The organism is Phytohabitans flavus (assembly GCF_011764545.1).
GTDB classification, from domain to species: Bacteria; Actinomycetota; Actinomycetes; order Mycobacteriales; family Micromonosporaceae; genus Phytohabitans; species Phytohabitans flavus.
On record NZ_AP022870.1, the window covers coordinates 3,041,177 to 3,066,246 of the forward strand.

22 protein-coding genes are annotated in these 25,070 nt (G+C 71.0%); 7 read left to right on the forward strand and 15 right to left on the reverse strand.

Translation table 11 applies throughout. From position 1 onward, the window contains the following. Positions 1-17: 17 nt before the first annotated feature. From Pflav_RS13250 to Pflav_RS13270, 5 genes are all read left to right on the forward strand, one after another. A complete protein-coding gene (locus Pflav_RS13250; RefSeq protein ID WP_173036447.1) occupies positions 18-1,565 on the forward strand; it encodes a glycosyltransferase family 39 protein in 1,548 nt (515 codons plus the stop codon). Positions 1,566-1,578: 13 nt separating this feature from the next. After that, a complete protein-coding gene (locus Pflav_RS13255) occupies positions 1,579-3,333 on the forward strand; it encodes a glycosyltransferase family 2 protein (RefSeq protein WP_197938420.1) in 1,755 nt (584 codons plus the stop codon). Beyond that, positions 3,330-4,346, forward strand: coding sequence for a glycoside hydrolase family 26 protein (locus Pflav_RS13260; RefSeq protein WP_173036448.1), 1,017 nt, complete (start codon positions 3,330-3,332; stop codon positions 4,344-4,346). The genes Pflav_RS13255 and Pflav_RS13260 overlap by 4 nt, the downstream gene beginning before the upstream one ends. A gap of 115 nt (positions 4,347-4,461) precedes the next feature. Further along, entirely contained in the window at positions 4,462-5,430 is a 969-nt protein-coding gene (locus Pflav_RS13265) for a COG1470 family protein (RefSeq protein ID WP_173036449.1), read from the forward strand. After that, the gene (locus Pflav_RS13270; RefSeq protein WP_173036450.1) at positions 5,418-5,876 is read left to right on the forward strand and encodes a hypothetical protein; all 459 of its coding nucleotides are present in this window, start codon (positions 5,418-5,420) and stop codon (positions 5,874-5,876) included. Before Pflav_RS13265 ends, Pflav_RS13270 begins: the two co-directional genes overlap by 13 nt. A gap of 1,020 nt (positions 5,877-6,896) precedes the next feature. Here Pflav_RS13270 and Pflav_RS13275 read toward each other — a convergent pair. The 15 genes from Pflav_RS13275 to Pflav_RS13340 are packed head-to-tail and all read right to left on the reverse strand — an operon-like array spanning position 6,897 to position 18,453. After that, a complete protein-coding gene (locus Pflav_RS13275; protein WP_173036451.1) occupies positions 6,897-7,409 on the reverse strand; it encodes a zinc-ribbon domain-containing protein in 513 nt (170 codons plus the stop codon). Then, positions 7,402-7,947 (reverse strand): phage tail protein, encoded by a 546-nt coding sequence (locus Pflav_RS13280; RefSeq protein WP_173036452.1) that lies wholly within the window; start codon positions 7,945-7,947, stop codon positions 7,402-7,404. Before Pflav_RS13280 ends, Pflav_RS13275 begins: the two co-directional genes overlap by 8 nt. Beyond that, positions 7,944-9,902 carry a putative baseplate assembly protein gene (locus tag Pflav_RS13285; RefSeq protein ID WP_173036453.1) on the reverse strand — a complete coding sequence of 653 codons (1,959 nt, stop codon included), beginning with the start codon at positions 9,900-9,902 and terminating at the stop codon, positions 7,944-7,946. The genes Pflav_RS13280 and Pflav_RS13285 overlap by 4 nt, the downstream gene beginning before the upstream one ends. Next, positions 9,899-10,306 carry a GPW/gp25 family protein gene (locus tag Pflav_RS13290; RefSeq protein WP_173036454.1) on the reverse strand — a complete coding sequence of 136 codons (408 nt, stop codon included), beginning with the start codon at positions 10,304-10,306 and terminating at the stop codon, positions 9,899-9,901. The genes Pflav_RS13285 and Pflav_RS13290 overlap by 4 nt, the downstream gene beginning before the upstream one ends. A gap of 3 nt (positions 10,307-10,309) precedes the next feature. Continuing rightward, the gene (locus tag Pflav_RS13295; protein WP_173036455.1) at positions 10,310-10,708 is read right to left on the reverse strand and encodes a PAAR domain-containing protein; all 399 of its coding nucleotides are present in this window, start codon (positions 10,706-10,708) and stop codon (positions 10,310-10,312) included. Next, entirely contained in the window at positions 10,708-12,351 is a 1,644-nt protein-coding gene (locus Pflav_RS13300; protein WP_173036456.1) for a VgrG-related protein, read from the reverse strand. The genes Pflav_RS13295 and Pflav_RS13300 overlap by 1 nt, the downstream gene beginning before the upstream one ends. Continuing rightward, positions 12,344-12,913: a CIS tube protein gene (locus tag Pflav_RS13305; RefSeq protein ID WP_332107869.1), complete on the reverse strand. Its 570-nt coding sequence runs from the start codon at positions 12,911-12,913 to the stop codon at positions 12,344-12,346. Before Pflav_RS13305 ends, Pflav_RS13300 begins: the two co-directional genes overlap by 8 nt. After that, positions 12,829-13,020 (reverse strand): hypothetical protein, encoded by a 192-nt coding sequence (locus Pflav_RS45375; RefSeq protein WP_232071339.1) that lies wholly within the window; start codon positions 13,018-13,020, stop codon positions 12,829-12,831. Before Pflav_RS45375 ends, Pflav_RS13305 begins: the two co-directional genes overlap by 85 nt. Continuing rightward, entirely contained in the window at positions 13,020-15,092 is a 2,073-nt protein-coding gene (locus Pflav_RS13310; RefSeq protein ID WP_173036457.1) for a DUF4157 domain-containing protein, read from the reverse strand. The genes Pflav_RS45375 and Pflav_RS13310 overlap by 1 nt, the downstream gene beginning before the upstream one ends. Then, on the reverse strand, positions 15,070-15,528 hold the full coding sequence (locus Pflav_RS13315; RefSeq protein WP_173036458.1) for a phage tail protein: 459 nt from the start codon (positions 15,526-15,528) through the stop codon (positions 15,070-15,072). The genes Pflav_RS13310 and Pflav_RS13315 overlap by 23 nt, the downstream gene beginning before the upstream one ends. Beyond that, the gene (locus tag Pflav_RS48655; protein ID WP_415624379.1) at positions 15,521-15,667 is read right to left on the reverse strand and encodes a DUF6760 family protein; all 147 of its coding nucleotides are present in this window, start codon (positions 15,665-15,667) and stop codon (positions 15,521-15,523) included. Before Pflav_RS48655 ends, Pflav_RS13315 begins: the two co-directional genes overlap by 8 nt. Positions 15,668-15,687: 20 nt before the next feature. Further along, positions 15,688-16,044, reverse strand: a complete 357-nt coding sequence (locus Pflav_RS13325) for a hypothetical protein (protein WP_173036460.1) — start codon at positions 16,042-16,044, stop codon at positions 15,688-15,690. After that, positions 16,041-16,472 carry a phage tail protein gene (locus Pflav_RS13330; protein ID WP_173036461.1) on the reverse strand — a complete coding sequence of 144 codons (432 nt, stop codon included), beginning with the start codon at positions 16,470-16,472 and terminating at the stop codon, positions 16,041-16,043. Before Pflav_RS13330 ends, Pflav_RS13325 begins: the two co-directional genes overlap by 4 nt. 12 nt (positions 16,473-16,484) lie before the next feature. Beyond that, positions 16,485-18,104 (reverse strand): phage tail sheath family protein, encoded by a 1,620-nt coding sequence (locus tag Pflav_RS13335; protein WP_173036462.1) that lies wholly within the window; start codon positions 18,102-18,104, stop codon positions 16,485-16,487. A 16-nt stretch (positions 18,105-18,120) separates the two neighbouring features. Then, a complete protein-coding gene (locus Pflav_RS13340; RefSeq protein WP_173036463.1) occupies positions 18,121-18,453 on the reverse strand; it encodes a response regulator in 333 nt (110 codons plus the stop codon). A gap of 162 nt (positions 18,454-18,615) precedes the next feature. Between Pflav_RS13340 and Pflav_RS13345 the strand changes: the two genes are divergently transcribed. Both Pflav_RS13345 and Pflav_RS13350 read left to right on the forward strand, forming a co-directional pair. Next, a complete protein-coding gene (locus Pflav_RS13345; RefSeq protein WP_173036464.1) occupies positions 18,616-22,323 on the forward strand; it encodes an eCIS core domain-containing protein in 3,708 nt (1,235 codons plus the stop codon). Between the two features lie 91 nt (positions 22,324-22,414). Then, a complete protein-coding gene (locus tag Pflav_RS13350) occupies positions 22,415-25,069 on the forward strand; it encodes an Hsp70 family protein (protein WP_173036465.1) in 2,655 nt (884 codons plus the stop codon). Position 25,070: the final 1 nt, after the last annotated feature.

Below are 25,070 nucleotides of genomic sequence, written 5' to 3' on the forward strand. Positions count from 1 at the left end.
GCTACGATGCTGCAACAGTGCCGAGCAGCACCGACGACACTGCTGTCCTCATCGTGCCCAGTTGGCCGGAGCCCAAAGACGGAAACGGCCAGGAGCCGTGGACTCCGACGGCTCACGACCTTCCCGCCGAGCCGGAGCCACTGACCAACCCTCGACTGACCACGCTGGCCTGGCTGGCACCGGCGCTGGTGGCGTTGGGCATCGGGGCGTTCCGCCTCGGCAACCCCGCGCTGAGCGAAGACGAGCTGGCCACCTGGGGCATGGTCACCGCGTCGTGGGCCGACTTCCGCAGCGTCGTGGCCAATGTGGACCTCACCGTCGCGCCGTACTACGCGCTGCTGCACCTCTGGGTCGCCCTGGTCGGCGACGCCGACTGGCTGCTGCGCCTGCCGTCGGTGCTCTTCGCCGCCGGGGCCACCGGCCTTGTCGCGGCGATCGGCATCCGGCTCGGCGGCCGCCGCGTCGGGCTGAGCGCCGGGCTGCTCTTCGCGGTGCTGCCAGGCGTGTCCCGGTACGCCCAGGAGGCCAGGCCGTACGCGCTGGTGCTGCTGGCCGCCGCCGGGTCGACGTACCTGCTGCTCCGGTTGCTCGACCGTCCTCGCTGGCCGGTCTACCTCGGTTACCTCGGGATGGTCGTGCTGCTCGGGCTCGCCCACGTGGTGGCGCTCCTGCTGCTGCTCGCCCACGGCCTCCTCGTCGCCGGGGAGCGCTCCTGGCGTTCGTTCCTGGCGTGGCTCGGCGTCGCCTCGATCGGTGGCGCGCTCGTGCTGCCACTTGTGCTCGCCGGGCGCGCGCAGAGCGGCAGCCAGCTCGGCTGGGTGCCGCCGCTGACCTGGGCCCGTCTGGCGGAGACACCAGAGCGGCTGTTCGGCACCACGGTCATCGCGGGCGCCGTCATGGCACTGGCGCTGACCGCGATGTCCATGCGGCCGCTCGTGCGGGCGGCGACGCTGTGGGCGCTGGCGCCGGCGGCCGGCCTGGCCGCGGCCGCCCTGATCACCCCGCTGTGGGTGCCGCGCTACCTGCTCTTCGTCCTGCCGGCCTGGGCGCTGCTCGCCGCGCTCGCGTTGCACCGGCTCACCATCCTCCGTTGCCTGGTGGTCGTGCTGGGCATCGGCCTGCTGGCCGCGCCCGCGCAGGCCACCATCCGCACCGGGTACGGCCACGACTTCGCCAGCCGGGACATCGCCCTTGTCATCCGGGCCAACCGGCTGCCCGGTGACGCCGTCCTCTTCGGCCCGTTCTCGGACGGCGACCAGCGGACCAGCCGGGACGCCTTCATGCGGTACCTCGACGGGGACGAGCGGCCGGACGACAAGCTGATGGTGCGTCCACCTCGGACCCAGGGCAGCCTCGGCGCGCAGGAGTGCCCCGACCTGGACGTCCCCTCCTGTTTCGGCAAGCCGGACCGGGTGTGGGTGGTGCGCAAGGGCACGTACAGCAACGTTATGGTGGACATCGGCGCTGCCAAGGAGCAGCTGCTCCGCCAGGACTTCGTCCAGTCGAGACTGTGGCCTCTCAAGGGCTTCACCGTCGCCCTCTACACCCGCAAGCCGGCCCTCTAGCGTTCGGGACACCATGACGGCGACGCGCGACGACCCGTTCATCGACGAGATGCCCACCGTCACGCTCCCCCAGGTCGGCTCGCCCGCCGACACGCTGGTCCTCGAAGTGTCCACTTCGGAGACCGCCACGGCGGGGGGTGGCGACGAGAGCCGTGCCCGAGGCGTCGTGGCGATGCCACCGGGCAGCGACACGGCCGTGCTCCTGGCGCCGCCGAGCGACGCCGAGACACTGATCTACCGCCATCGCCGGCTGTCGATCCTAATCGTCGCCTCGCTGATCAGCTTCGGGTCGCTGGTGGTCAGTCAGGCGATGTTCGTCCGGCTGTCGCCGTGGCTGAACCTGTTCCTGCTCGCTTTCGCCTTCACGATGGCGTATTACCTGATCTCGCTCGCGGTGAACATCGGGACGCCCGGCTTCGACATGGCGCGGCACCGGCGGCTTGTCGAGGAGTGGGCCCCGGAGCAGTACCCGTCCGTCGACGTCTTCCTGCCGGTCTGCGGCGAGGCCATCCCGGTACTGCACAACACCTGGCGGCACGTGCACCGGATGGCCGCCTACTATCCCGGCCGGGTGCACGTCTACGTCCTGGACGACTCGGCGTCCACCGAGCGCGAGGCGCTCGCCCTCGGCTTCGGCTTCGTCTACCAGCGACGGCCGAACCGCGGCTGGTACAAGAAGGCCGGCAACCTGCGGTACGCGTACCAGCGCACGCTGGGCGAGCACATCCTCGTGCTGGACGCGGACTTCACACCCCGCGCGGACATGCTCGAACAGCTGCTCCCCTACCTGGACACCGACCCCGAACTCGGGATCGTGCAGTCGCCGCAGTACTTCCGGGTCAGCCGCGACCAGGGCTGGCTGGAGCGCGGCGCGGCCGCCGTGCAGGAGCTGTTCTACCGCTCGGTGCAGGTGTCCCGGCAGCGCCACGAGGCGGCGATCTGCGTGGGCAGCTGCGCCCTGTACCGCCGGTCCGCCCTCGACGAGATGGGCGGTTCCACGCTTATCGAGCACTCCGAGGACGTGCACACCGGCTTCGACGTGCGCCGGCGCGGCTGGCGGGTGCGGTACGTGCCGGTGCCGCTCGCGGTCGGCCTCTGCCCCAGCGACCTGAACTCCTTCTTCACCCAGCAGTACCGCTGGTGCGCCGGCTCGATGAGCCTGCTCAGCTCCACGAAGTTCTGGAACCTGCCGATGGGCATCCGGCAGCGGCTCTCGTACTTCTCCGGTTTCTGCTACTACCTCCACACCGCACTGTTCACGTTCGTCGGTCCGCTGGTCCCGATCGTGCTGCTGGTGTTCTACGCGGACGCGATCCGGCTCGAGCACTACCTGCTGCTCGTGCCCAGCATGGTGTACAACTTCCTGGTCTTCCCGCTCTGGCACCGCACCAGGTACCGCTTCGAGACCTGGACCGTGAAGATGGTGTACGGCTGGTCGCACGCGTTCGCCATCTGGGACCTGCTGCGCCAGCAGACGATGGGCTGGCAGCCGACCGGCGACACGACCAGGAAGGCGCGCACGGTGCGGCTGCGGATCGGCATCGCCGTGTGGGGGCTGGGCACGGCGCTGGTCTGGACGCTGACGGCCGCGTACCGGATGCAGACCGTCGACCTCGCGACCTTCACGCCCGCCTTCCTGACCGGTTCGGTGTACCTCGCCGCGGTGCTCCAGGCGCTGCTCGTCGATCCGGTCCGCGACGTACCGCGCAAGGCCGAGCCGGAACTCGATCCGGTCCGCGACGTACCGCGCAAGGCCGAGCCGCGATGAGAAGCCGGCACCTGTTCGTCGCGATGTCGGTCTTCGTGGCCGCGGTCTTCGGCTACGCGGCCCTGGGCGCGCGCGACGCCGCCCAGCCCGGCCCGGAGGCGGCGACGAGCACCGCCGCACCGCAGGCCTCGCCGACGGTCTCGGCCGCTCCCACCGAGGTCCCGATCTACGACGTGCGACACCTGATCAAGCCGGCCGGAAACTACCTCGGTGTGTCGATCGGGGGCGCGCCGCAGGACATGAGCCGGGTCGACGCGTTCGTCAAGCGGTCCGGCGCCAAGCCGAACATGATCACGATCTTCGAGAGCTTCGACGACGACTTCGCCGCCAGCGAGGTCCGCGCCATCTACCAGTACGGCGCGCTGCCGATCGTCCGGTGGGAGCCGTTCCGGCAGCGGCTCGCCCACATCGCGGCCGGCCGTTACGACGACTACCTGGTCGAGTTCGCGACCGAGGTGAAGCGGGTCAACGTGCCGATCGCGCTGACCATCGCCCACGAGATGAACGGCAACTGGTACACGTGGGGCACCCGGCAGAACACGGCGAAGGACTTCGTCGCCGCGTGGCGGCACATCCACGGCGTGTTCCAGCAGGTCGGTGCCACGAACGTGATCTGGACCTGGACCCCGAACGTCGTCAACTACCTGCCCGAGGCGCCGCTGCGGGGGTACTGGCCGGGACCGGCCTACGTGGACTGGGTCGGCATCGACGGCTACTTCGTCACCGAGGGCGACCGGACCTTCGAGACCCTGTTCGGCCCCACCATCAAGGAAGTCCGGAAGTTCACCGACAAACCGGTCCTGATCGTCGAGACCGGCTCCGAAGCGGGCTCGATGCGGGCCAAGGTGGTGACCGACCTGTTCACGACGGTGAGCCGGCGAAAGGACGTCATCGGCTTCGTCTACTTCAACACGCACGGCTCGCGAAACTGGATCATCGACCAGGATCCGCGCGCGCTGGCCGTCTTCCGTACCCACAAGAGCCGCGCCGACTTCGGGTTTCCCGTCCGCTAGCCGGCACTGTAGCCAACCGGACCGCGCGGACTATGGCCTGCGGTGCCGTGGTCTGCGAATCTTTTGGGCGTACCCCCTGATGGTCGTTCTTCCCGGACGTGTCGTGTGAGGCGTGATGACGATCCTGCCCCTGCGGGTGACGGTGGCTCCGGAGCGGGCGGACGCGGCCCCGGGTGACGCCCTCACCTTCGACGTGACCGTCCGCAACGCGAGCGACATCGTGGAGCACTACGGCGTCGAGTTCCTCGGCCTGCCCGACGGCGCGACAGTGCGCACCGAGCCCGACGTGGCCAAGCTGCGCCCCGGGGAGTCGGCCAGCATGTCCGTCCGGATCGGACTGCCCGTCCAGCCGCCCGCCCCGGCCGGTACGTACGTGGCCGGCGCGCTGGTGCGTTCCAAGTACCGGCCGGAGGTCTCTCGCTGCGTCGAGGTGCCGATCGAGCTGGCATCCGTCCAGCAGATCGCCGTGCGGGCCACGCCCGAGGTGGTCACCGGCGGCCGGTCCGCGCGGTACACGATCGAGGTGTCCAACGACGGCAACTCCCCCGTCCGGCTGTACCTGAACGCCACGGACCCCGAGCGCCGGGTCACCGCCCTCTTCGAACCGCCAAGCCTCGACCTGCCGCCCGCCATGTCCGCGCGGGCGCTGCTGTCGGTGCGCGCCCCGCTTCCGTGGAATAGGGAGAAGCAACGCCAGCTGACGATCACGGCGAGCCCGGACCAGAAGGGCGGCGCGTCCGGGGCCGGCACGGCGACGTTCGTGCAGAAGCCGCGGTTCGCGTCCAAGTTCGCCAAGGTCGCCGGGATCGGTGCGGCCGTGCTGTTGCTGGCCGCCGCCGTGGCCGTGCCGACGTTGCTGGCGCGGACCGGGGAGAAGGACCCTGTCGAGGCGGCACAGACCGGGCCGGTGGCCACCCCGCCCGCGGTGGCGCCGAGCGTCGCTCCGCCCGCGGAGCCCACCTCCGCACCGACATCGGCCCCGCCGGCGGAGCCCACCGCGGCCGCGCCCTCCGAGTCGGCGCCCCGGCGAACGCCTCCGCGTCGGCGCCGCCGCCCGGGGGCGGACCGCGCGTGGTCGACCTGACCGCTCCCGGCGACGGTGTGCTGCCCAGCGACGCCTTCCGCGACCATGGCTTCCTGGTCAGCGCCGACCCCGGCAAGATCTCGGTACCCGGCTGCGAAGCCGCCACGGCGGCTGCGGTGTTCACCGATCCGGACGGCCGGAAGTTCCTCACCTCGTCCAACGCGGACGACGCCGGGAAGTGCCACAGCGTCCCGCTGATGATCGACTTCCTCCAGGGCCGGCCGGCGGGCGCGGTCGAGCTGACCCCGCTGACCAAGGACGCCCTGGTGATGGAGGTCGGCTACGCGGACCTGTCCCTGTCGACCGAGACGACACTGACGGTGCGCGCAGACAAGGCCCGCGCGCGCGGCGGCGTCGACTACGTCCTGGTACGCCCGAAGTCCGCCGACGGCGCCGCGACCGCCCCGGTAGCACTGACCTCGCTACGAATCGCCCCGCTGAGCTGACCACTAGAGATCTTTCAGGGTCGAGGTCACATTCGTTCCTTGAGACAGGTATGTGCCCCGGTCCGCGTCAGTCACAGACCGTATGCTCCCGCGGGCACCGCGCAGGCCGGCGGCTCGCTAACGCTCGCCGAGATCCCCGACCTCCGCTGCCACGTCCGCGGTCCAAGCCCAACCCCGATCCGGGACCGCCGTCGGACGAGGAGCAAGAGGTTGCTCCGCTTCCCTAGAGTGGCCGCGCAGACCCGCTCCCTCGATCGACGCGGTCGGGCGCGAGAGATCGTGGTATCGAACTGCCCCCAGAGAGCCTGTCGCAGAATCGCCAGATTCGCTTGAAATGAGGGTCTCGTTGACCCTCGCCGGCCGCCGTTCGGCGGCCAGCGGCGGACACAGCCGTGTTTTTCTCGACACACGCTGTAGTCGGGCAATTTTGCGACAGGCTCCAGAGGGGCAGCTAAGTACCACGATCTGCCAGACGGCGGCCCGTCGTAGCGTCGATCAAGGCAAACCGAGCGCCCTTGGCCGCATGCCTGGCTTGGATGGCCCCGCGCGCTGCTCCTGCCAACCGGCGCTGGTCAACCCGTCGAGCTGGGTCAAGGTTCGGCCGGAGCACGGACCCGGCAGCGAAGGTCGTGGTCGGCCCGACCACGACCCCGGGGGTGAGCCTGCCCAACCGCGAAGGGTGAGGCCGCGGGAGCGAGGGCCGGAGGCCCAGATTCGCGTTGACGAGGATCGAACCTCCACACAAAGACCGATCAAGGCCGATGGTCGTAGATTTCCTTGATCGACGTAAGCAGCACGGTGTCGCGCTGCGATTGTGTCGAGAAATTGCCCCTGGAGAGGCAATTTCTCACCACGGACAAGCAGAGCACCCATCGATCAAGGCCACGGGCTTGGACCGCGGACCTGGCAGCGTAGGTCGGGGAACTCGGCGAGCGCCAGCGAGCCGCCGACCGCAGCGGTGCCCGCGGGAGCATACGGTCAGCGACTGACACGGACCGGGGCAGGAAGATCTCTTGACGGTCAGGCCGTGCCGGTGATCTGGTCCCAGAAGAGCGCCACGGCCAGGCCCAGCAGGCACAGCGCGCCCAGCGCGATCAGCAGCCAGATCAGCCACTGGCTGCGCCGCGGCGGCGCTACCGGTGGCGGTCCCAGGGCTACGGCCTGGGGCTGGGCTTGGCGCATCGCGTGCCCGCAGCGTTCGCAGCGGATCCTGGCCGGCTCGTTGGGGTACCCGCAGGCGCGGCACTGTAGCTGGCCCGGCAGTACCGGTGGCGCGGCGGGGGTGGCGGCGTACGTGGCCGGCGGGAACTGGCGGGTGTCGCCGACCCGCTGCGCCGAGGCGACCATGCCGGTGTTGTCCTCACGCTCGTCCGGCGAGCGCGGGACCGCGCGGGGGGTCTCCTCCTCGACCGGCGTGCGCAGGAACATCAGCGGGTAGCCGCAGTTGGGGCAGAGCTGGTCGCGGTCCGGGTTTACCGGGGAGCCGCAGTCGGGGCAGGGCAGCTGGCGGGCGGCGCCGTACCGGTTAGCCATCGGCGTTACCTCCGGACACCGGGCGGGCGCGGCCCTGCGCCTTGGTGGGCTGGAAACGTACGTCGAGCTGCACCTGGGCGCCCAGTGGCAGCTCGCTCTGGAGGAAGCCGAGCACCTGCCGTTCGGTGAGGTGTCCGGTGTGGTCCATCTGTACGACCACGACCGGGTTCTCGTCCGGGACGGTGTCGTTGCGGCCGTAGATGCCGCCTACGTCGATCACCGTCACCCGCGCGCCGGTCGCGGCCTCCAGCAGGGCCTCCACGCCGTACCGGGTGCCGCGCCAGCCCAGCAGCCGGCCGACCTCGCGCACCATCGAGCGGCGGTACTCCGCCGGGTCGGTCGGCTCCAGCTCGACGCCCAGCCAGGTACCGAGAAATTGGAGCATCTCCGGGCTGGCGAGGCCGGTGTCCATCTGGTGCTCGACGCTGTCGATGCGCTCCCGGACCGAGTCGGCCACCTCCTCGAAGGCCGACACGAAGCCGCGCAGCACCGGATCCTGCGCCATCGCGCGCGGCAGCTGGTCCACAAGCCAGGTCATTGCTGCACCACCACCCGGTGCTCGTACGACATGAACAGCGCCTCGGGCAGCAACCGCAGCCGCTGCTCGACCTGGTCGAGGGTGCGCTTGCGGCGCAGGTCGGCGGAGAAGAAGTGCACCGCCTCGACCCCCTGCACACCGAACGAGCCGTGCAGGACGCTGTACACGTCGCCGAGGCGCAGGTCGGTGTCGAACGGCCAGCCCTGCCCGCTCGGGCCGCCGGTGAGCGGGTTCAGGTACTCGTACAGGGCACGCTCGGCCCGCTCGCGGACCGTCTCGGTGCGCACGCCGGGTCCGGCGCGCACCTCGGAGACCACCTTGACGCCCTGGTAGCGCGGCGACTCGATGCGCAGCCGCATGGTGAGCAGCCGCCGTGGCTCCAGGTACGCCTTGATCTGCTCTTCCAGCTCCTCGGTGATCCGCAGGTCGTCGAGGGTCAGCAGCTCGGGGGCGACGTCCACGCGCGGTACCACCAGCAGGCGGGCCGGCTCACCGGGTCCGGCGGGCGGCAGGCAGCGGGCCCGGGCGACGCTGGGCGCCGCGTCCAGCGTGAGCCGCTCGACGTCCTCGGCGGTGACCGCCCGGCGCCCGCCGCGCAGCAGCAGCGGCCCACGGACCTTGGCGTTCTCCACCGTCTCCGCGTCGACGCCGCCGGTACTGGGATCCAGGTTGGTCACCGAAGCGACGAACGGGATCGAGGTGTGCAGGACGTTGAGCCGCTCGGCGGCGACGTTGCCGCGCCGGCCACCGCCGAACCTGTACCCGGTGATGTAGATCTGCGCGTCGATCGGCGGGATCGCGCCGTGCTGCCACACCTGGCCGGTGCGGTCGAGCACCCGGGGACCGAAACGGATCTCGCCGGTGGCGCCGGAGAAGGTGTACACCCGGTCGTCGGCGGTGGCGTCCGCGAGATCGGCGACCTCGGTCCACTCCTCCTCCACGGGCTCGCCGGTACGTTCGTGGCGCGGCAGGACGATCTTGACCGTCTCGTCGGGGCGCCGCGGCAGTACGGGTACCCGGCGCACCTGGAAGACCTGTCCGGGGCGGCCGTTGCTGGTGCCGAGGAGCTCGAGCGGGGCGGGCTCGGCGTGGTGGGCCGGTACCGCGCCACCGAGCGCCACCGCGGACAGTGACTCCAGCTCGGGCGGGTTCGCGTACTCCGGCTGCCCCTCGACCGCCTGGACCAGCCGGCAGCGCAACCAGTGCGCGCGCCTCGGGCCGATGGCGAGCGCCTCGTGCCGTGCGGGAAGCAGCAGCGTGACCTGGCCGGGGCTGTTGAAGCCGGCGCTGGTGTCTTCGAGGATGCGCACCGAACGCCACTGCTGGCCGTCCCACGCCTCCCAGACCCGGGGCGGGCGGCGCGGGTCGACGCCGGCGCCCTCGGGACCGGTGGCGACATCGAGGCGCAGCAGGTTGCCCGCGGCCGAGTCGGCGAGTCCGAAGTAGACGGCCTCGTCCGGCCGCAGGTTCGGAAACAACCGCACCGAGGAGGACTCGCGCCGCAGCTCCTCCCAGTGGTCGGCGTACCGGTCGCCGGTGTGCGTCATGCAGGCGGTCAGCCGGGGCGGCGTCACCTGCATCTCCGCGTCGGTCAGGAAGATGACCGGCTCCTCGTCGTCCCGGCGTTCCGTGCTGACCTGGGTCCCGGCCGGGATCCGGACCGGCTCGGTGCGCGGCGCGGTCAGCCGGAACAGCAGGTCCACCCGCGCCGGTACGGCGGAGAACAGCTCGACGCCGACGAGTTCGAGGAACTTCACGTAGAGCCGGTCGGGCACCTGGTTGAGCCGGTACAGCGTCATCTCGGTCATCCAGGCGAACAGCTCGATCAGCGCCACGCCGGGATCGGAGACGTTGTGGTCGGTCCACTCCGGACAGAGCCGCGTGATCCGCCGCTTCGCCTCGTCGACGATGTCCTGAAACCGGCGATCATCCAGGTCGGGAGCGGGCAGACTCATGGGGCGGGCTCCTCGAAGGGGATCGTGTAGAACGGGAACACCAGGTTGCGGACGTCGTTGGTGGCCCGGATGCGGTACCCGATGGTGATCGACACCTGGCCGTTCTCCTGGTCACCCGTGGCGATGACCGACTCCAGGGCGATGCGCGGCTCCCAGCGGTCGAGAGCCTCCCGGACGGCCTGCTCGATGAGCCCGAGCGTGCCGGCGTTGATCGGGGCGAAGAGCAGCTCCCAGATCGCGCAGCCGAAGTCGGGCCGCATGACCCGCTCCCCCGGCACCGTGGACAGGATCATCCGGATCGACGCGTCCAGCTCCTCCACGCCGGTGACCAGCCGTACCGAACCGGTCCGGGTGATGGCCGCGGGGAACGCCCACCCGCTGCCGATGAAGTCGTCGCGCCGCATGGGTCAGCCGACCAGTACGTCCGTGGAGCCGCCGGTGATCGTCCCGACCGGCAGGTCGGCGGGATCGTTGCAGGTCGCCACCTGGTCGCCGACCCGGGCCAGGGGCTTGCCGTTGACCAGTACCGTCGTCGAACCGATGATCACTTGACCCTGGTTGGTGGGCGGCCGGCTGAAGGTGGCCGGCGGCGGGGCGATGTGCGGGGGCATGTTCTGCGCGACGCTGCCCTGCACCGCGGCGGGCAGGCCGTTGATCATCACGTCGGTGGACAGGCCGCTCATCAGGCGCCCGCTGAAGGGCATCGGGGTCGGGGTGGGCACCGGGCCGCCCGGCGACGGCACCATCAGGATGTGCGTGTCCGTACCCATGACCGGGTCGTTCTGGCGGGCGGCGGGCTGAGGCATCAGTTCAACCTGATCGGCTTGCCGGACGCGGTCAGCGGCCCGGACGAGTTGATTTCCACCTGGGCGCCGGAGAGCAGCAGCTTCTGCGTCGCCTTGATCTCGATCTGCGAGGCGGACACCACGAGCTTCTGATCGCCGGTCAGCGTGGACTCCGACTTCTCCAGCGTTATCTCGCACGGGCTGTTGCCCAGCGACAGCGAGACCGACGGCTTGTCGTCGTCCAGGGTCAGCCGGGAGTCCTTCCGGCTGACCAGCAGCCGCTGTTTGATCGACCCGCCGGAGGCGGCGTCGGGCATCGGGGGCGTGTCCTGCCTGTTCCACAAGCCACCGAGGACCACAGGACGCGCGTGGTCGTCGAGCTCGAAGCCGACCAGGACCTCGTCGTCGACCTCCGGCAGCCATTGCAGGCCCCGCTCCTTGCCACCGCCGGGTGTGGCGATCCGCGCCCACGCGCTCTCGTCGTCGGCGGACAGGGTCGGGAACTGCACGCGTACCCGGCCGAGCTTCTCCGGGTCGTCGTTGTTGGTGACGATGCCGACCACGAGCCCGCCCCAGCCCCGGCGGCCCTGGGCGGTACCGGTCAGGTCGGCCAGCCCGCCCGGCTCCTTCCCACCGCAGATGAACCGGGTCACGTACGGCCGCCCGGTGCCGTAGGTGTGCTCGACCCCGGTCACCCGCCAGTTGCCGGTCAGCCGGGAGCCAACGCCCGCGATGTGGATCTTCGCGCCGGCCGCGATCTGCGGGTCACCGGCCGCCTCGCCCTGAAGTACCGCCTCCTCGCCGGATGCCCGCAGCAGCAGCGACGAGGCCAGCGCGTCCGCCTCGGACTGGTCGGTCACCGGAAACTGGCCGGCGTTCCGCTTGATCCGCCCGAACGCGCGCTGCGCCGCGCTCGCCAACTCCTGCGCCGCCGGGGCGTCCGTACCGTGGTCGGGCTCGGTGGCCCGCCCCTGGATCGCCTCCTTGCCGAGCGGGTCCCAGCCGCGGATCTGCACCTCGTCGCAGCGCTCGGCCGAGGAGAAGCGGGCGGAGAATTTCGACAGGTTCTGCCCGTAGTGCAGCCTCGGTGGTGTGGCGCTGGACCGGGGCGTCCGCTTGAAGTGGAAGGTGCGCTCGCTGATCCACAGGTCGTACCCGATCCGCGCGGCCCGGCGGCGCAGGAACGCGTAGTCGGTCTCGCCGGCCTGGAGCACGTAGTCGTGCACCGCGCCGGTACCGTCCACATCGGTGTCCAGCCCGTACTCGCCGGCGATGCGGCTGGCGATGTCGGCGTCGGTGACCCGCTGGAAGCTGCGCGACTTCGGCTCCCGCGACAGCCGGTGGGTCAGGTCGAACCCGGTAAGCACAAGCTCGTGCCGCCCGGAGGAGCCCGGCTCGACGGCGATCGCGGTGACCTCGCCGGAGGTGACGACCGTCGGGTCGCCCTCCGCGCGGAACGCGATGTCCAGCCGGGTACCGATGGTGAAGGTGCCCCGGTCGAAGAGCTCGAAGTGCGGGTCGTCGAAGTGCACGGCGAAGTAGTCCGGCAGGTGCACCGACTCCTCGACGCGGACCAGCGTGACGCGCGGGTACATCTCCGGGGCCAGCGGTCGCCCGTCCACGGTGAGCACGACGCCGTCGAGGCGCTTGGTCGCCTCAGCCACGGCGGCGCACCGGAAGCTCGGGGATGACCAACAGCGAGCCGGGCTCCAGCGCGAACGGGTCGACCACGCTGTTCGCCTCGGCGATCAGCCGCCACCGGGTCGGGTCGCCGTAGTGCTGCGCGGCCACCCGGTCCAGCGTCTCGCCGAACCCGAGGCGGTGGACGGTGTGCAACGTCGGCGTGTGCGAGGTCGGGTTCTGTAGCGGCCGCTCGGCCTCGTCCTTGTACTGCTTGAGCGCCAGGTCCGCCTTTGCCCGCAACGGCATCCCGTCGCTGGCGAAGAACGTGAACTTGATCTGCAGCCGTTCCACGATCGCCTTGAACGAGTGCAGCTTGCCCCAGTGGAACTCCACCCAGGGCGGCCGCGCCTTGTTGCGCTGGCGGTCGGAACCGGCCAGCGCGGGGTCGACCTTCAGCAGGTCGAGCAGCTTGTTGGTGTGGTTGGTGACGTCCTCGCCCTTGGCCGTGGTGTCCAGGGTCAGGCTGAGCGTGAGCGTGCCGGGCTGGCCGGCCTGGAAGCGCAGCTCGGGGCGTTTCCGCCCTTGTTCTCCGACGCGTTCCAGGTGTTCGACTTGGTGATGGTCAGCTCAGCCGGGTTGAACAGGCAGTCGATCCTGGTCCCCCGCTCGGTGCGCAGGAACGCCTTCACCGGCGCGCTGGGTGCGCTCATCAGAACATCCCTGCCCATCGGCCGCCGCGGCGCTCGATCTCGCGCAGCAGCCGCTGTTCGACGATCTCCACGACCCGGTCCGGGTCGAGGGCGGCCTTCGCCGCGGTGGCCGCGCCCGTGACGCCCGAGACCGCGTCGGAAACGGCGCCGGTCGCCTGGGCCGCCACTCCGCCGGCCTGGTCGACGGCCTGCTGCGCGAGCCCGGAAGCGCCCGACAGCGCACCTTCCGCCGTGTCCATCGCGCCGGTGGCGGCGCTCTGGGCGTCGGACGCGAACCCGGACACGGCGGCGAGCGGGCTGGCGGCCGCCTCCAGCACCGCGGCGCGCGCCGCCCGGGTCGCGACGTCACCGATCGCGCCGAGGCCACCGCCGACGGGGAGCTGGTCGACGATGCCCGCGGCGGCGGAACCGGCGTCGCCGACCGCCGAGCGGGCCTGCCCGATCAGCCCGCCCGCCTCGGACATGCGCTCCCTGCCGGCGGCAAGCGCCGACCGCTCGTCGTCGTCCAAAAGGGACGACGCACCACCGAGGAAGAACCGGGGACGGCGTACCGGGCTGCGGGTGTGCGTCAGCTCGTGGGCGAGTACGGCCGACGCCAGCGGTCCGTGCGCCGGCGGGGCCGGCAGGTGCACGACGGTCCCGGTGGTGGCGCCGAGCGCGCCGGCCGCGGCGAGCGCCTGCCGGGTCGCCGGTCCGGTCGTGAACAGCGGCGGCCGGGCACGCCCGGTGATCGCCGACGCCATCGCGTGGAACGCGGTGGGCAGCGGTCGGGGCGTTTCAAGCGGCCGCGCGGCCACGGCCGCCTCCCACCGCTCACGCGGCGAGGCCTTGTCGCCAAGGGGTGAACCAACCGATCCGCTCGAACCAAGCCGCCGGCTCGAACCGGGCCGCCCGCTTGAACCAACGGGTCCGCCCGCACCGGCGAGTCCGCCGCCGAGGGTGACCGCGCCGGAGGGGTCAGGCTCGCTACCGGGCGGCAGCGGCGCCGCGCCAACCACGCGGAGGTACTCCACGGGATGTGGGGCGTGGACGACGGGCCCAGCCGCCGGCCGTGTCGCCAGCGCCGCGCTCTGATGGCTCGGCTCTCCCCCGAGCGCTCTCGGAAGCGGGGTGTCCGCCGTGCGCGGGATGCCGGTTGTCAGCCGACTCGCACCGCTCGTCGTCGCGAGGCCGGGCCGCGCACCGCTTTGGGTCGCCATCGTGAAGCCGGGCCGGGCAGCGCTCAGGGTCGCTGTCGTGAGGCCCGGCCGGGCAGCGCTCAGGGTCGCTGTCGGGGAGCCGACCTCCGCGGGCGTGCCGCCCGGTGCGATGCCGCGTGTTCCGGCGAATCCGCCGCCGCCGACCGTCAAGCTATCCACGATCCCGGGGCGGACGGTGACCGCGTCGGTCGCTGCTTCGCGGTCCGGGGCGGGTGCCAGCTCAGCGGGGCGTAACGACGCAAGGCCGCCCGGCGCGATGCCATGGGTGCTGGCCGGCGCGATGCCGTGCGTGCCGGCGACCGCCAAGCCTTCCGTGATTCCGGGACGGACGGTGACCGCGTCGACCCCTGGCCCGCGCCGCACTCCGCGGCCGGCTGCCGGCGCTGCCTCACGGCCGGGTGCTGGCGTCGCCTGTGCCAGCGGCGCGGGGCGTAGCGGGGAGAGGCTGGCCAGGGCCGTAGCCGGCCGTGCGGCGGGCATGCGCAGGTCGTGCCCCGGCCGCACCTCCGGCCCGGTGGCCGTCGCGCGGGCCAGCGGCGACCTGAGCACGATGCCGCGGCGGGCATGCGAGTGCCGGTCCACGATCGAGCGCCGCGCGGTGGCAGCCGGCGCGGCCTTGGTCCGCAGGACCCCGGGCGAGGCAGTGGCGGGCGAGGCGGTGGTGGGCGCGTCGACGGAACGCTGGAACGTGCGGCGCCACCAGCGCATCAGCGACCACGGCCGGCGGACCGGCAGGGCGTCCACCAGGTCCGCGGAGACGCCACCGGACCGGCGGGCGGGCAGCCGGTCGCTCAGCAGCCGGCCGACCAGCCGCCGTACCACCCGGCGCAGCGTGCGCGGGCGGCCGCCGTCACTTGCTGGTGCGGAAGCCACTGTGGCACACCTCCAGCTCCTCGATGGCGAGGTCGCGGGACGACGCGGCGAGCCGGGGGCCGGTCCACTTCACCGGCCTGGCCTCGAGGATGGTCCAGGTACGCATGGGGCGGCCGGCGGCGTCGAGCACGCTGATCCGGCCGTTGCGCGGCTTGACCTTGTTGCCGTTTTCGGTCAGGCCCTCGCCCGACGCGGACAGCAGCCACTCGAAGAGCGCGTCGGTGTCGGTGAGCCCCCGCTTCAGCACGATGTTCGGCCACTTCATCCGGCCCAGCAGCTTGTGCGTGTAGCTGTTCTGCCCGCCCTCGGCCAGCTCCTCCACGTCGATCTGCACCGACAGGCCGGAGACCTCGGTGAACGCGCCAATCTTCGTGCCGTCGATCTCGAACGTGAACTTGCCGACGAACGGTGGGTCGACCGTGTGCGCCTTAGCCACCTTGCACTCCTTGCCACGCGCGTTCGTTCAGGCCGCCGACCTCCTGGAGCATGCGGATGCGGTCACCGTGTTCCAGGTCGAGCAGCCGGTCCAGATCCCAGTGCAGGTGGTACGCCAGGAAGGCGATCTCCCGCCACAGCTCGTCGTGGGCGTAGTGCCCTAGCCCACCTCCACGGACGCCGTCGGGAAAGGGGCGCCCGGCTCCAGGGCGTCGAGGATGCTGGGGTCCTGGAAGTTGATGATCCGGTACAGGTCCTGGAGGTAGCCGAAGTCGCTGACGAACAGCGACTCGATGGTCTTGGTGGTGACCCGCTGTACCGTGCCGAGCTCGGTGACCACGCGGGAGAGCACGATGACCGTCGCGTACGCCTCGTTTTCCTTGACCCGGCCGTCGCGCAGTGGCTCGATCTCGTCCCGGGCGCAGGCCAGCCGCATGATGCCGGTACGGTGCAACGTCCCGTTCTCGTCGACGAAGCCCTTCGGCAGCGTAAACGGGAACTCGGTCCGCAAGCTCATGCCCGGTGGAGCCCTTCGTGGGTGATGGTGACCTTCTCGGTCGCCACCTCGTTGCTGCCGGCGTCGAGCTCGGCGCCGGTCCACTTGGAGACCCAGCCGCGCTCGAAGTTCCAGCGGGCGACCTCCTTCTTCTGCGAGTCCTTGATGACGATCGAGCCGTCGCGGCGGGCCGCGTCGACATCGCCGTCCTCGACCTGCTTGCGCCACTCCCACAGGGCCTTGGACTCGTCGATCCGGCGCTCCAGGGTGATGTCGCTCCACTTCATCGCCCCGGGGACCTTCCGGATGATCATCTTGCCGTCTTTGGTGGCTTCCTTGTACTCGATCGTCTCGGTCTCCGACTCGACGCCGGAGCACTTGCGGAAGCTCGCCATCTCGACCCCGCCGATCTCAAGGACGAAATTGAAGGTTGTCATCAAGTCAGGCATCAGAGCCTCCTATCACTCGGTCGCGGCTCCGCCGCCTTGCCACTGGCTGATCCGGAAGATGACGAACTCGGCGGGCTTCACCGGGGCGATGCCGACCTCGACGATGAGCTTGCCCTCGTCCACAGAGGACGCAGGGTTGTTGCTCTCGTCGCACAGGACGTAGAACGCCTGTTCCGGGGTCGCGCCGACGAGCGCGCCCTGCGACCACAGGCCACGCAGGAACGACGTGATGTTCCGCTTGACCCGCTGCCACAGGTCGAAGTCGTTCGGCTCGAACACCGCCCACTGGGTACCTCGGCGGATCGACTCCTCGATGTAGTTGAACAGCCGCCGGACGTTGATGTACCGCCAGCTCGGGTCGGTCTTGGCCAGCGTGCGCGCGCCCCAGATCTTGGTGCCGTAGCTGCCGAACGAGCGGATGCAGTTGATCCCCTCGGGGTTCAGCAGGTCCTGCTCGCCGGCGGTGACCTCGTTTTCGAGCCGCACGATGCCGCGTAGCGCCTCGTTCGCCGGCGCCTTCCACACACCGCGGAGGCCGTCGGTGCGGGACCAGACACCGGCCACGTGCCCGGCGGTCGGCACGGTCTGGTACAGCTCGCCGTTGGTGGCGCCGGGCCGGGCCAGCGGGTTGGTCACCACCACGTTCGGGTAGTAGAGCGCGGCGAACGCCGAGTCGCGGGCGAGCCGGGAGCGCCAGTCCAGTGCCTGGGTGGCGTTCAGCCCGGGCGGGGTGTCCAGGATCGCCATCTTGTTGTGGCTGGCGTCGCAGTAGTCGATGAGCTGCTTCTGCGCGGCGAGGAACATCTCCTCGTCGATCGAGCCGTCGTCCCGGGTCGCGACGGTCACCAGGTCGGGGATGGCCACCATCGTGACGTTTTCGGCGATGGCCAGGCCCTGGTAGCCGGTGCGCTCGCTCTCGCTGCCGGCCAGGTCGTCCGGCGTCACCGAGACGGCGGAGACCGGCGGCGCCTGGAGCGTGTAGCGGCCGGCCGCGGGAGTGCGCTCGGCCAGCGACGTACCCTGCACCGGCTGAAGCTCGATGCGCAGGAGCTTCGACCGGTCGTTGACGGTCTTCTCCACGGTCTTGGCGTTGCGGCCGCCGAACTGGATGCCGCCGAGCTCCTCGCGCAGCTGACCGTCCTCGTACACCCGCAGCGTGTACTCGCCGCCGCCCTTGGCCGGCGGCGCACCGCCGTCTCCGTCGCCGTCGGCCGGCGGTACCACCTCGACCTCGAGGTTAGCGCCCGCGGCCAGCGCGGACAGCCGCATGCTGGGTGTCTGCGGGTTGTCGGCGGCGGGCAGGGTCAGCGTCGGCCGGGCGCCGTCCGAGCCGTTGGCGCCGGGGATCCGGCAGATGTAAGCGGCGGTGCCGCCGTTCTCGAAGAAGCCGCGCACCGCGTGCGGCAGTACGGCGCCGCGGACGAAGCCGCCGTAGACCCGCTCGTACTGCGGCCAGCTCGTGACGAGCTGCGGCTTCACGCCGGCGGGGTCGGTGGGATCGCCCTGTTCGCGGTCGTACCGTTCGGTGAAGCCGACGAACGCGGCGACCGCTGTCCCCACCCCCTCGATGGGCATGGAGCCGCTCGGCTGCTCCTCGATGTAGACGCCCGGGGCTCCGTACGACGCGGCCATGGTGACCCCTTCGTTGTCAAGCCTGCACCGCGCTGGTCAGCAGCGCGGGGTCAAGATCGGATTCGTAGAACTCGCCGTAGTGCAACGGCGGAAAGACGCGCATCCTCGGGTGGGTGGCCGAGCAGGCGACCACCTTGACGGCCGGGAACCGGTGCACGATCTCGTGCACGAGCGCGTCGGTGCTGCTCTTGTCCAGGTCCAGCACGATGACGTCGGGCAGCGCCTCGAGCAGCCGCGCGAGCACATCAGTACCCGCGGTGTCCATCAGCTCGATCCCGTCCACTCGCAGGATGTCCTCCAGTCCGAGGCGGTGCAAGGCGCTGAAGTCCCCCATCAGGACCCGGGTCATCGCCACACCTCCCCGGAGCGTTCGCCGCCCCGGCGCTGAGCGTGCCTCGTACTCCCTGGTGGACATAAGGAGCGGCGGTGCAGCCGAAGGTGCACAGCCACTTCGGACACTTGCCCGTACGGCGTCCCGCGGTCGATGGTGGACATCGGGAGGGTTCGCCAAGTGAAGTCATCCGTACGGGAGCCGCTGACCGACGGGCCAGCGTCCGAGCCGGTGCGTGCCGTCGCGCCGCTCGCCCGTACACAAGCCGAGCCCGCACCACCGACCGCTGCCCCCGCACCGCCGACCACCGCCTTCGCCGGGAGCAACGCGGCGATCCAGCGGCTCGTGTCCGGCCGGGCGCCGCGGGCCGCCCCGCTCGGGGTGCTGTCCGCCGGCGGCAACCGGGCCATGCACCACCTGCACCGCGCCACGGTCCAGCCGAAGCTCAGCGTGAGCCAGCCGGGCGACCGGTTCGAGAGGCAGGCCGACGCGGTCGCCGCCCAGGTCACGCTCGGCGAGCCGGTGGCCGGACCGGCGCCCACGATCTCGCGGCTGGCGGCGCCCTCGGCCGCGGCGGGCGACCCGGGACCTCCCGGGCTGGAGGCGCTGCTCGCGAATCCCGGGCCGGGCACCCCGATCCCGCCCGACGTACGCGCCCAGATAGAACCGCATCTCGGCTTCGCCCTCGGCGACGTGCAGGTGCACTCGAACACGGCGGCCCAGCTCGCGGCGGCGCAGCTCGGCGCCCGGGCGTTCACCTCCGGCGGCCACATCTTCCTCGGCAGCGGCGAGTCGGCCACCGACCTGCCGCTGATGGCGCACGAGGCCACCCACGTCGTGCAGCAGCAGACGGTCGGCGTGTACCGGCTCCAGCGCAGCTCGGACAGCATCCTGCCGGACTTCATCATGGACGGCGTCCGCGACCTCGCCCGTTCGGTGCCCGGGTACGACATGCTGACCGTCGTCGCCGGCTACGACCCGATCGCCAACCGCACGGTGGACCGCAGCCCGGAAAACCTCGTCCGCGGTGTCATGGGGCTGGTGCCGTTCGGCAGCGTCGTGGCGAACAAGCTGCTGGAGCTCGGCATCCTCCAGGACGCGTTCCGGATGATCGACTCGGGCCTGACCGCGAACAACCTGACGCTGGACCGGATCCAGCGGGAGATCGACCAGGCCTGGAACGAGCTGTCCATCGACAACGGTATCGACGGCAACGTCGCGGTGATCACCCGCCACGTCGACGGCCTCCGCAACGACGCGCTCGCCTTCGTACGCGGCATCCTCGACCAGATCGTGCAGCTCATCCGGGACGCGGCGGTCGGGCTGGCGGAGACCTACCTGGTCGGCTCGCCGGTGTGGGAGCTGACGAAGAAGGTCCTGCACCACGACCCGCTGCGCGGTACGCCGGTCACCGCTCCCACCGTCGAGATCCTGGCCGACTTCCTCACCCTGATCGGCAAGCAGCAGGCGCTGGCGCAGATGCAGGAGCGCGGCACGCTCCAGAAGACCGCGGACTGGCTCGACGTACAGGTCAGCCGGTTCATGTCGCTGATCGCGGAGCTGCTCGCGCTCTTCGAGGCGGGCTGGGACGCGATCCAGCCGGAAAACATCGCGAACCTCGCCGACAACCTCAGCAAGCTCGCCCGCGACGCGATCGGACTCGTACAGCGGGTCGGCGCGTTCGCCGGCGAGGTCGCCGCCACCGTACTGAAGCTGATCAAGGACGCGCTGCTCGACTGGCTGTCCCGCGAGGCGGCCGAGATGCGCGGGTTCCGGCTGTTGACGGTGATCCTCGGGCAGGACCCGTTCACCGGCCAGGCCGTGGCGCGGAGCGCGGAAAACCTGATCGGCGGGTTCATCGCGCTGCTGCCGGGCGGCGAGGAGACCTACCGGAAGCTGGCCGAGGCGGGCGTGATCGCGGACGCGGGCGCGCAGATCGAGGGCGCCATGGGGCGCCTCGGCATCTCGCTCGACATGATCACCGGGACGTTCCTGTCGATCTGGAACTCCCTGAGCCTCGAAGACCTGGTGAACCCGGTCGCCGCGTTCATGCGGGTGCTGGACAAGTTCGGCGAGCCGCTGGGCCGGATCGTCGCGTTCGTCGTCGAGGTCGTCAAGGTCGTCATCACGCTGATCCTCAAGCTGATGAACTTCCCGTCGGACCTCCTGGGCAGCATCATCAGCAACGCGATGGCCGCCATCGAGGACATCAAGCGCGACCCCGTCGCCTTCCTGCTCAACATGATCGAGGCGCTGAAGGCTGGCTTCGTCGCCTTCCTCGACAAGGTGCTCGACTACCTGCTGAGCGGCCTCGCCGACTGGCTCTTCCGCGGGCTCGGCGCCATGGGCATCCAGAAGCCGCCGGATCTCTCGTTCAAGTCGATCCTCGAACTTGTCCTTCAGGTCCTCGACATCACCGCCGACAAGCTGTGGGAGAAGCTGGGCAAGCACATCGGCCAGGACGTGGTGCAGAAGATCCGCTCCGGGATCGCGATGGCGGGCGAGGCGTTCGACTTCATCAAGGACGTCCAGGAGAACGGCGTCGCCGCGATCTGGAAGCACATCGAGAGCCAGCTCGGCAACCTCTGGGACACGCTGCTGAACATGGCCAAGGACTGGATCGTCACCACGATCATCGAGCGGGCCACGGCCAAGCTGCTGTCCATGCTGGACCCGACCGGCATCATGGCCGTCGTCAACAGCGCCATCGCGTTCTTCAACGCGGTGCAGTCGGTGATCGAGTACGTCCGCGAGATCCTCGCGATCGTCAACGACTATGTCACCACGCTGGCGGCGGTCGCGGCCGGCAACATCACGGCCGGCGCCCAGAAGGTCGAACGCGGCCTGGCCAACGCGGTCCCGGTCGCGATCGGCTTCCTGGCGAACCAGGCCGGGCTGGGCAACGTGCCGGAAAAGCTGGTCGAGCTGATCGGGCAGCTGCGGGAGCTGGTCGACGGGGCCCTGGACTGGCTGTTCGAACAAGCCATGCGGCTGGGACGGGCGGCCCTGAACGCCCTCGGCATGGGCGGCCCGGCCCAGGCAGACCCGGCCGCGGCGGCCAACAACCCTGATGCGATCAACGAGCCTGTCCCGCTCGGCGGCGTGACGCACCATCTGATGAACGACGGCCCGGGCGGTGCCCTGGTCCTGCACTCCGAGCCGACGCTGGTCAACTCGATTGCCGATCCGGCGCTGCAGGCGCTGGTGGGCAGGTACAACGCGGCCACGTCCGTCGCGGCCCAGCGCCGGGAGGCCGAGGCCGTCGCCAGATGGATCGCCGCGAACAACCCGACGGGCAACCCTGGAGGCAGCGCCCCGGGACTCGGCCAGGTCCAGCGGCACGGCTCCAAGCAGTCGGGCTTGATCAACACCAACGTACCGCTGTGGTCCCTGCAATCGGAACACGTCCTGCCGTTCGACATCATCCGCGGGCTTTGGGACGTGATCGGAACGCACAGCCACGTGGTCGACCGCTCGGACCTCAACAGCGAGGATCGGGGCTTGACCACGATCATGATCTATCGGGACGCGGCAGTGAAGAAAGACTCCCGCGAGCGCTCGCGGCGTAGTCAACTGGCGAACGACTTCGAAGCTATGGGCGAGCGCTACTGGAATCGTCCGGACGCTGGCGAGGAGGCGGTCGAGCAAGTGCTGCGCAGGTGGGTACTCCGGGCTCTCAGGCGCGAACAGTCGTGGTACGAGGACCTGACCTGGACCGTCGTCCAAGAAGAGCACGCGGAGCAGATCGGCCCGGACACGCACGGCTCGCGGCGGGCCGAGGCCGCGCCGCTTCCGCCGCTGGCCGACATCCGAAGCGCCGCGCAGCAGGAGGTCGAAGACGCGACGACGATCCTGGACGCGGCAATCGCGGAGGGCCGACGGTCTTAATCTCGTACGAGCCGGCCCGTTCGGCCGTTCCGGCACGGTCGGGGTTCCTCTTCAATGCAATGTGGGTGACTCTGTACTGGGTGGAGGTTTGGTGGACTACGCGCTCGGCGTGGATCTCGGCACGACGTACACGGCGGCGGCCGTGCGGCTGGACGGCCGGGCTCAGATCGTGCGGCTCGGCAGTCGCCGGGCGGAGATCCCGTCGCTGGTGTTCGTGCGCGAGGACGGGGTCGTGCTCGTCGGGGACGCCGCGGAGCGGCGTGGCGCGGACGAGCCGGTCCGGCTGGCGCGGGAGTTCAAGCGGCGCCTCGGTGACCCCGTGCCCGTGCTGGTCGGCGGGTCGCCGTACTCGGCGCACGCCCTCATGGCCCGGGTCCTGGAGCACGTCTACCAGACCGTCCTGCGGCAGAACGAGGGACCGCCGTCGGTCGTCTGCGTAACCCACCCGGCCAACTGGGGACCGTACAAGCGCGAGCTGCTCATGCAGGCCGTGCAGATGGCCGACGTGCCGGACGTCCAGCTGCGGCCCGAGCCGGAGGCGGCGGCGGTGCAGTACGCCGCGCAGGAGCGGGTCAAGCCCGGTGAGATCGTCGCGGTGTACGACCTGGGTGGCGGCACGTTCGACGCGGCGGTGCTGCGCAAGACCGAGACGGGCTTCGAGCTCCTGGGCGAGCCGGCCGGCATCGAGCAGCTAGGCGGCGTCGACTTCGACGAGGCCGTGCTCAACCACGTCATGGAGGTGCTCGGCGAGCGCGTCGACGGGCTCGACCCGGAGCAGCCGGCCGTGCGCGAGGCGCTCACGAAGCTGCGCCGCGACTGCGTGACGGCCAAAGAGGACCTTTCCGAGGACACCGAGGTACTCATCCCGGTGGCGCTCCCCGCGCTGCACACCCGGGTACGCCTCAACCGCTCGGAGTTCGAGGCGATGATCGGGCCGGTGCTGGCCGAGACGACCCAGGCGTTGCGGCGGGCGCTGCGCTCCGCCGGGGTCTCCGCCACCGACCTGCGCTCGATCCTCCTGGCCGGCGGGTCGTCGCGGATCCCGCTGGTCAGCGAGCTGCTGTCCACGCAGTTCGAGAAGCCCTTGGCGCTCGACGGCGACCCGGCGCACAACGTGGCGCTCGGTGCCGCGCTGTCGGCCGGGCTCGCGTCCTCCCCGCGCCGCGCCACCACCGCACGGATGCCGGTCGCCGCGCCGCCAACGCCTCCACCGGCAACGCCCATGGGCGCAATGCCCGCACCGGCAACGCACACACCGCCACACGCGCCGCCAACGCCCGCACCGCCAACGCCCATGCCCGCGCCGGCGACGCACATGACGACAGCGAGCATGCCGACCGTGCAAATGGGGGCGACGCCCGCACCGACGGCACCCCCGCCGGTAGTACCCGTGCCGGCCACGCACGTACCGGCAACGCCCCTGCCGGCACCGCCGACGCCGCGCGTACCGCCGCCGCCGGTGCCGATGGTCCCCGGGCCGACCACGCCAGCCCGCGCGCCCATGAACCAGGCCCCGGCGATGGCGCCGGTCGTGAAGGTCGAGACCGCACCGGCCGCGGCCAGCACCGCGAAGGTGGCGCCGCCCGCACCGATGGGCGCCGCGCCGCCGCGCGGTACCGCGCCGGGCGTGCCGGTGCAGGCTCCCGGCGGCCCGCCGCTGCCACCACCGCCGTTCGTCCCGGGCGGGCGGACCACGCCCGGGGGTCCGCCGCCGATACCACCGATTGGTGACGCGGCGGCGAAGCGGCGCCGCACCCGCGGGACGCTCGCTGTCGTCGCCTCCGCCGTCGCGGTGCTCCTCGTCGTCACCGTCGCGTGGGTGCTGATCAACAACGCGGACAGCGGCGGAAACCAGGCCACCGAGGGGCCCGCGCCCACCTGGACGCGGCTGGCCGACCTGCCCGTGCGGGTCGACAGCGCCGCGGTGGCCGCGTACGACAGGAAGATCTGGGTGGCCGGCGGGCTGACCAACAACGGCGACACCAAGCTGGACAAGACGTTCGTGTACGACCCGGCTAGCGACAAGTGGACCGAGGGACCGAAGCTGCCGCGACCCATCAGCCACGCCTCGCTCGTGGCGACGGACGGCGGCCTGTACTTCCTGGCGGGCTGGATCCAGGCGGGCGGCTCGAAGCAGGTGCTGAAGCTGAGCAGCGACGGAAGCAAATGGGAGCAGTACATCGACCTGCCGGAAAACCGGGTCGACGGCGCCGCCGCGTACGACGGTGCGGGCATCATCTTCGCGGGCGGGAGCCGGCCCGGCGGGGTGGCGTCGGACTCGATCTTCTCCCTCCGTGACGGCGCCTGGACGGAGATCGGGAAACTCTCCGTACCCCGGCAGAAGCTCGCGTCCGCGTCGAACGGGGTGGACACGGTCTGGTTCCTGGGCGGCCGCCGGATCGACAGCGACGTGACGTACGGCAACATCGACATGGTCTCGAACAACACGCCCGCACTCGTACCGCAGGGTCAGCAGGCGCGCATCGACCCGCCGACCGACAGCGGCGCGGGGGTCTTCGTCGACGGCTCCGGCATGTGCCTTGTCGGTGGCAAGTCGCCGGGCAACGTCTTCCAGTCCTGGTGGTGCGACCAGCCGGGCGGCGCGGCGAAGCTGCCGAAGCTGGACCCGCCCCGCGCCGGGCTGGGCGTGGCCAAGATCGGCCGTACCGTCTACATCGTCGGCGGCTACAGCGAAACGGTGCAGGGCATGACCAATGTGGAGGCTTACACCCCGCCGGCGGAGTAAC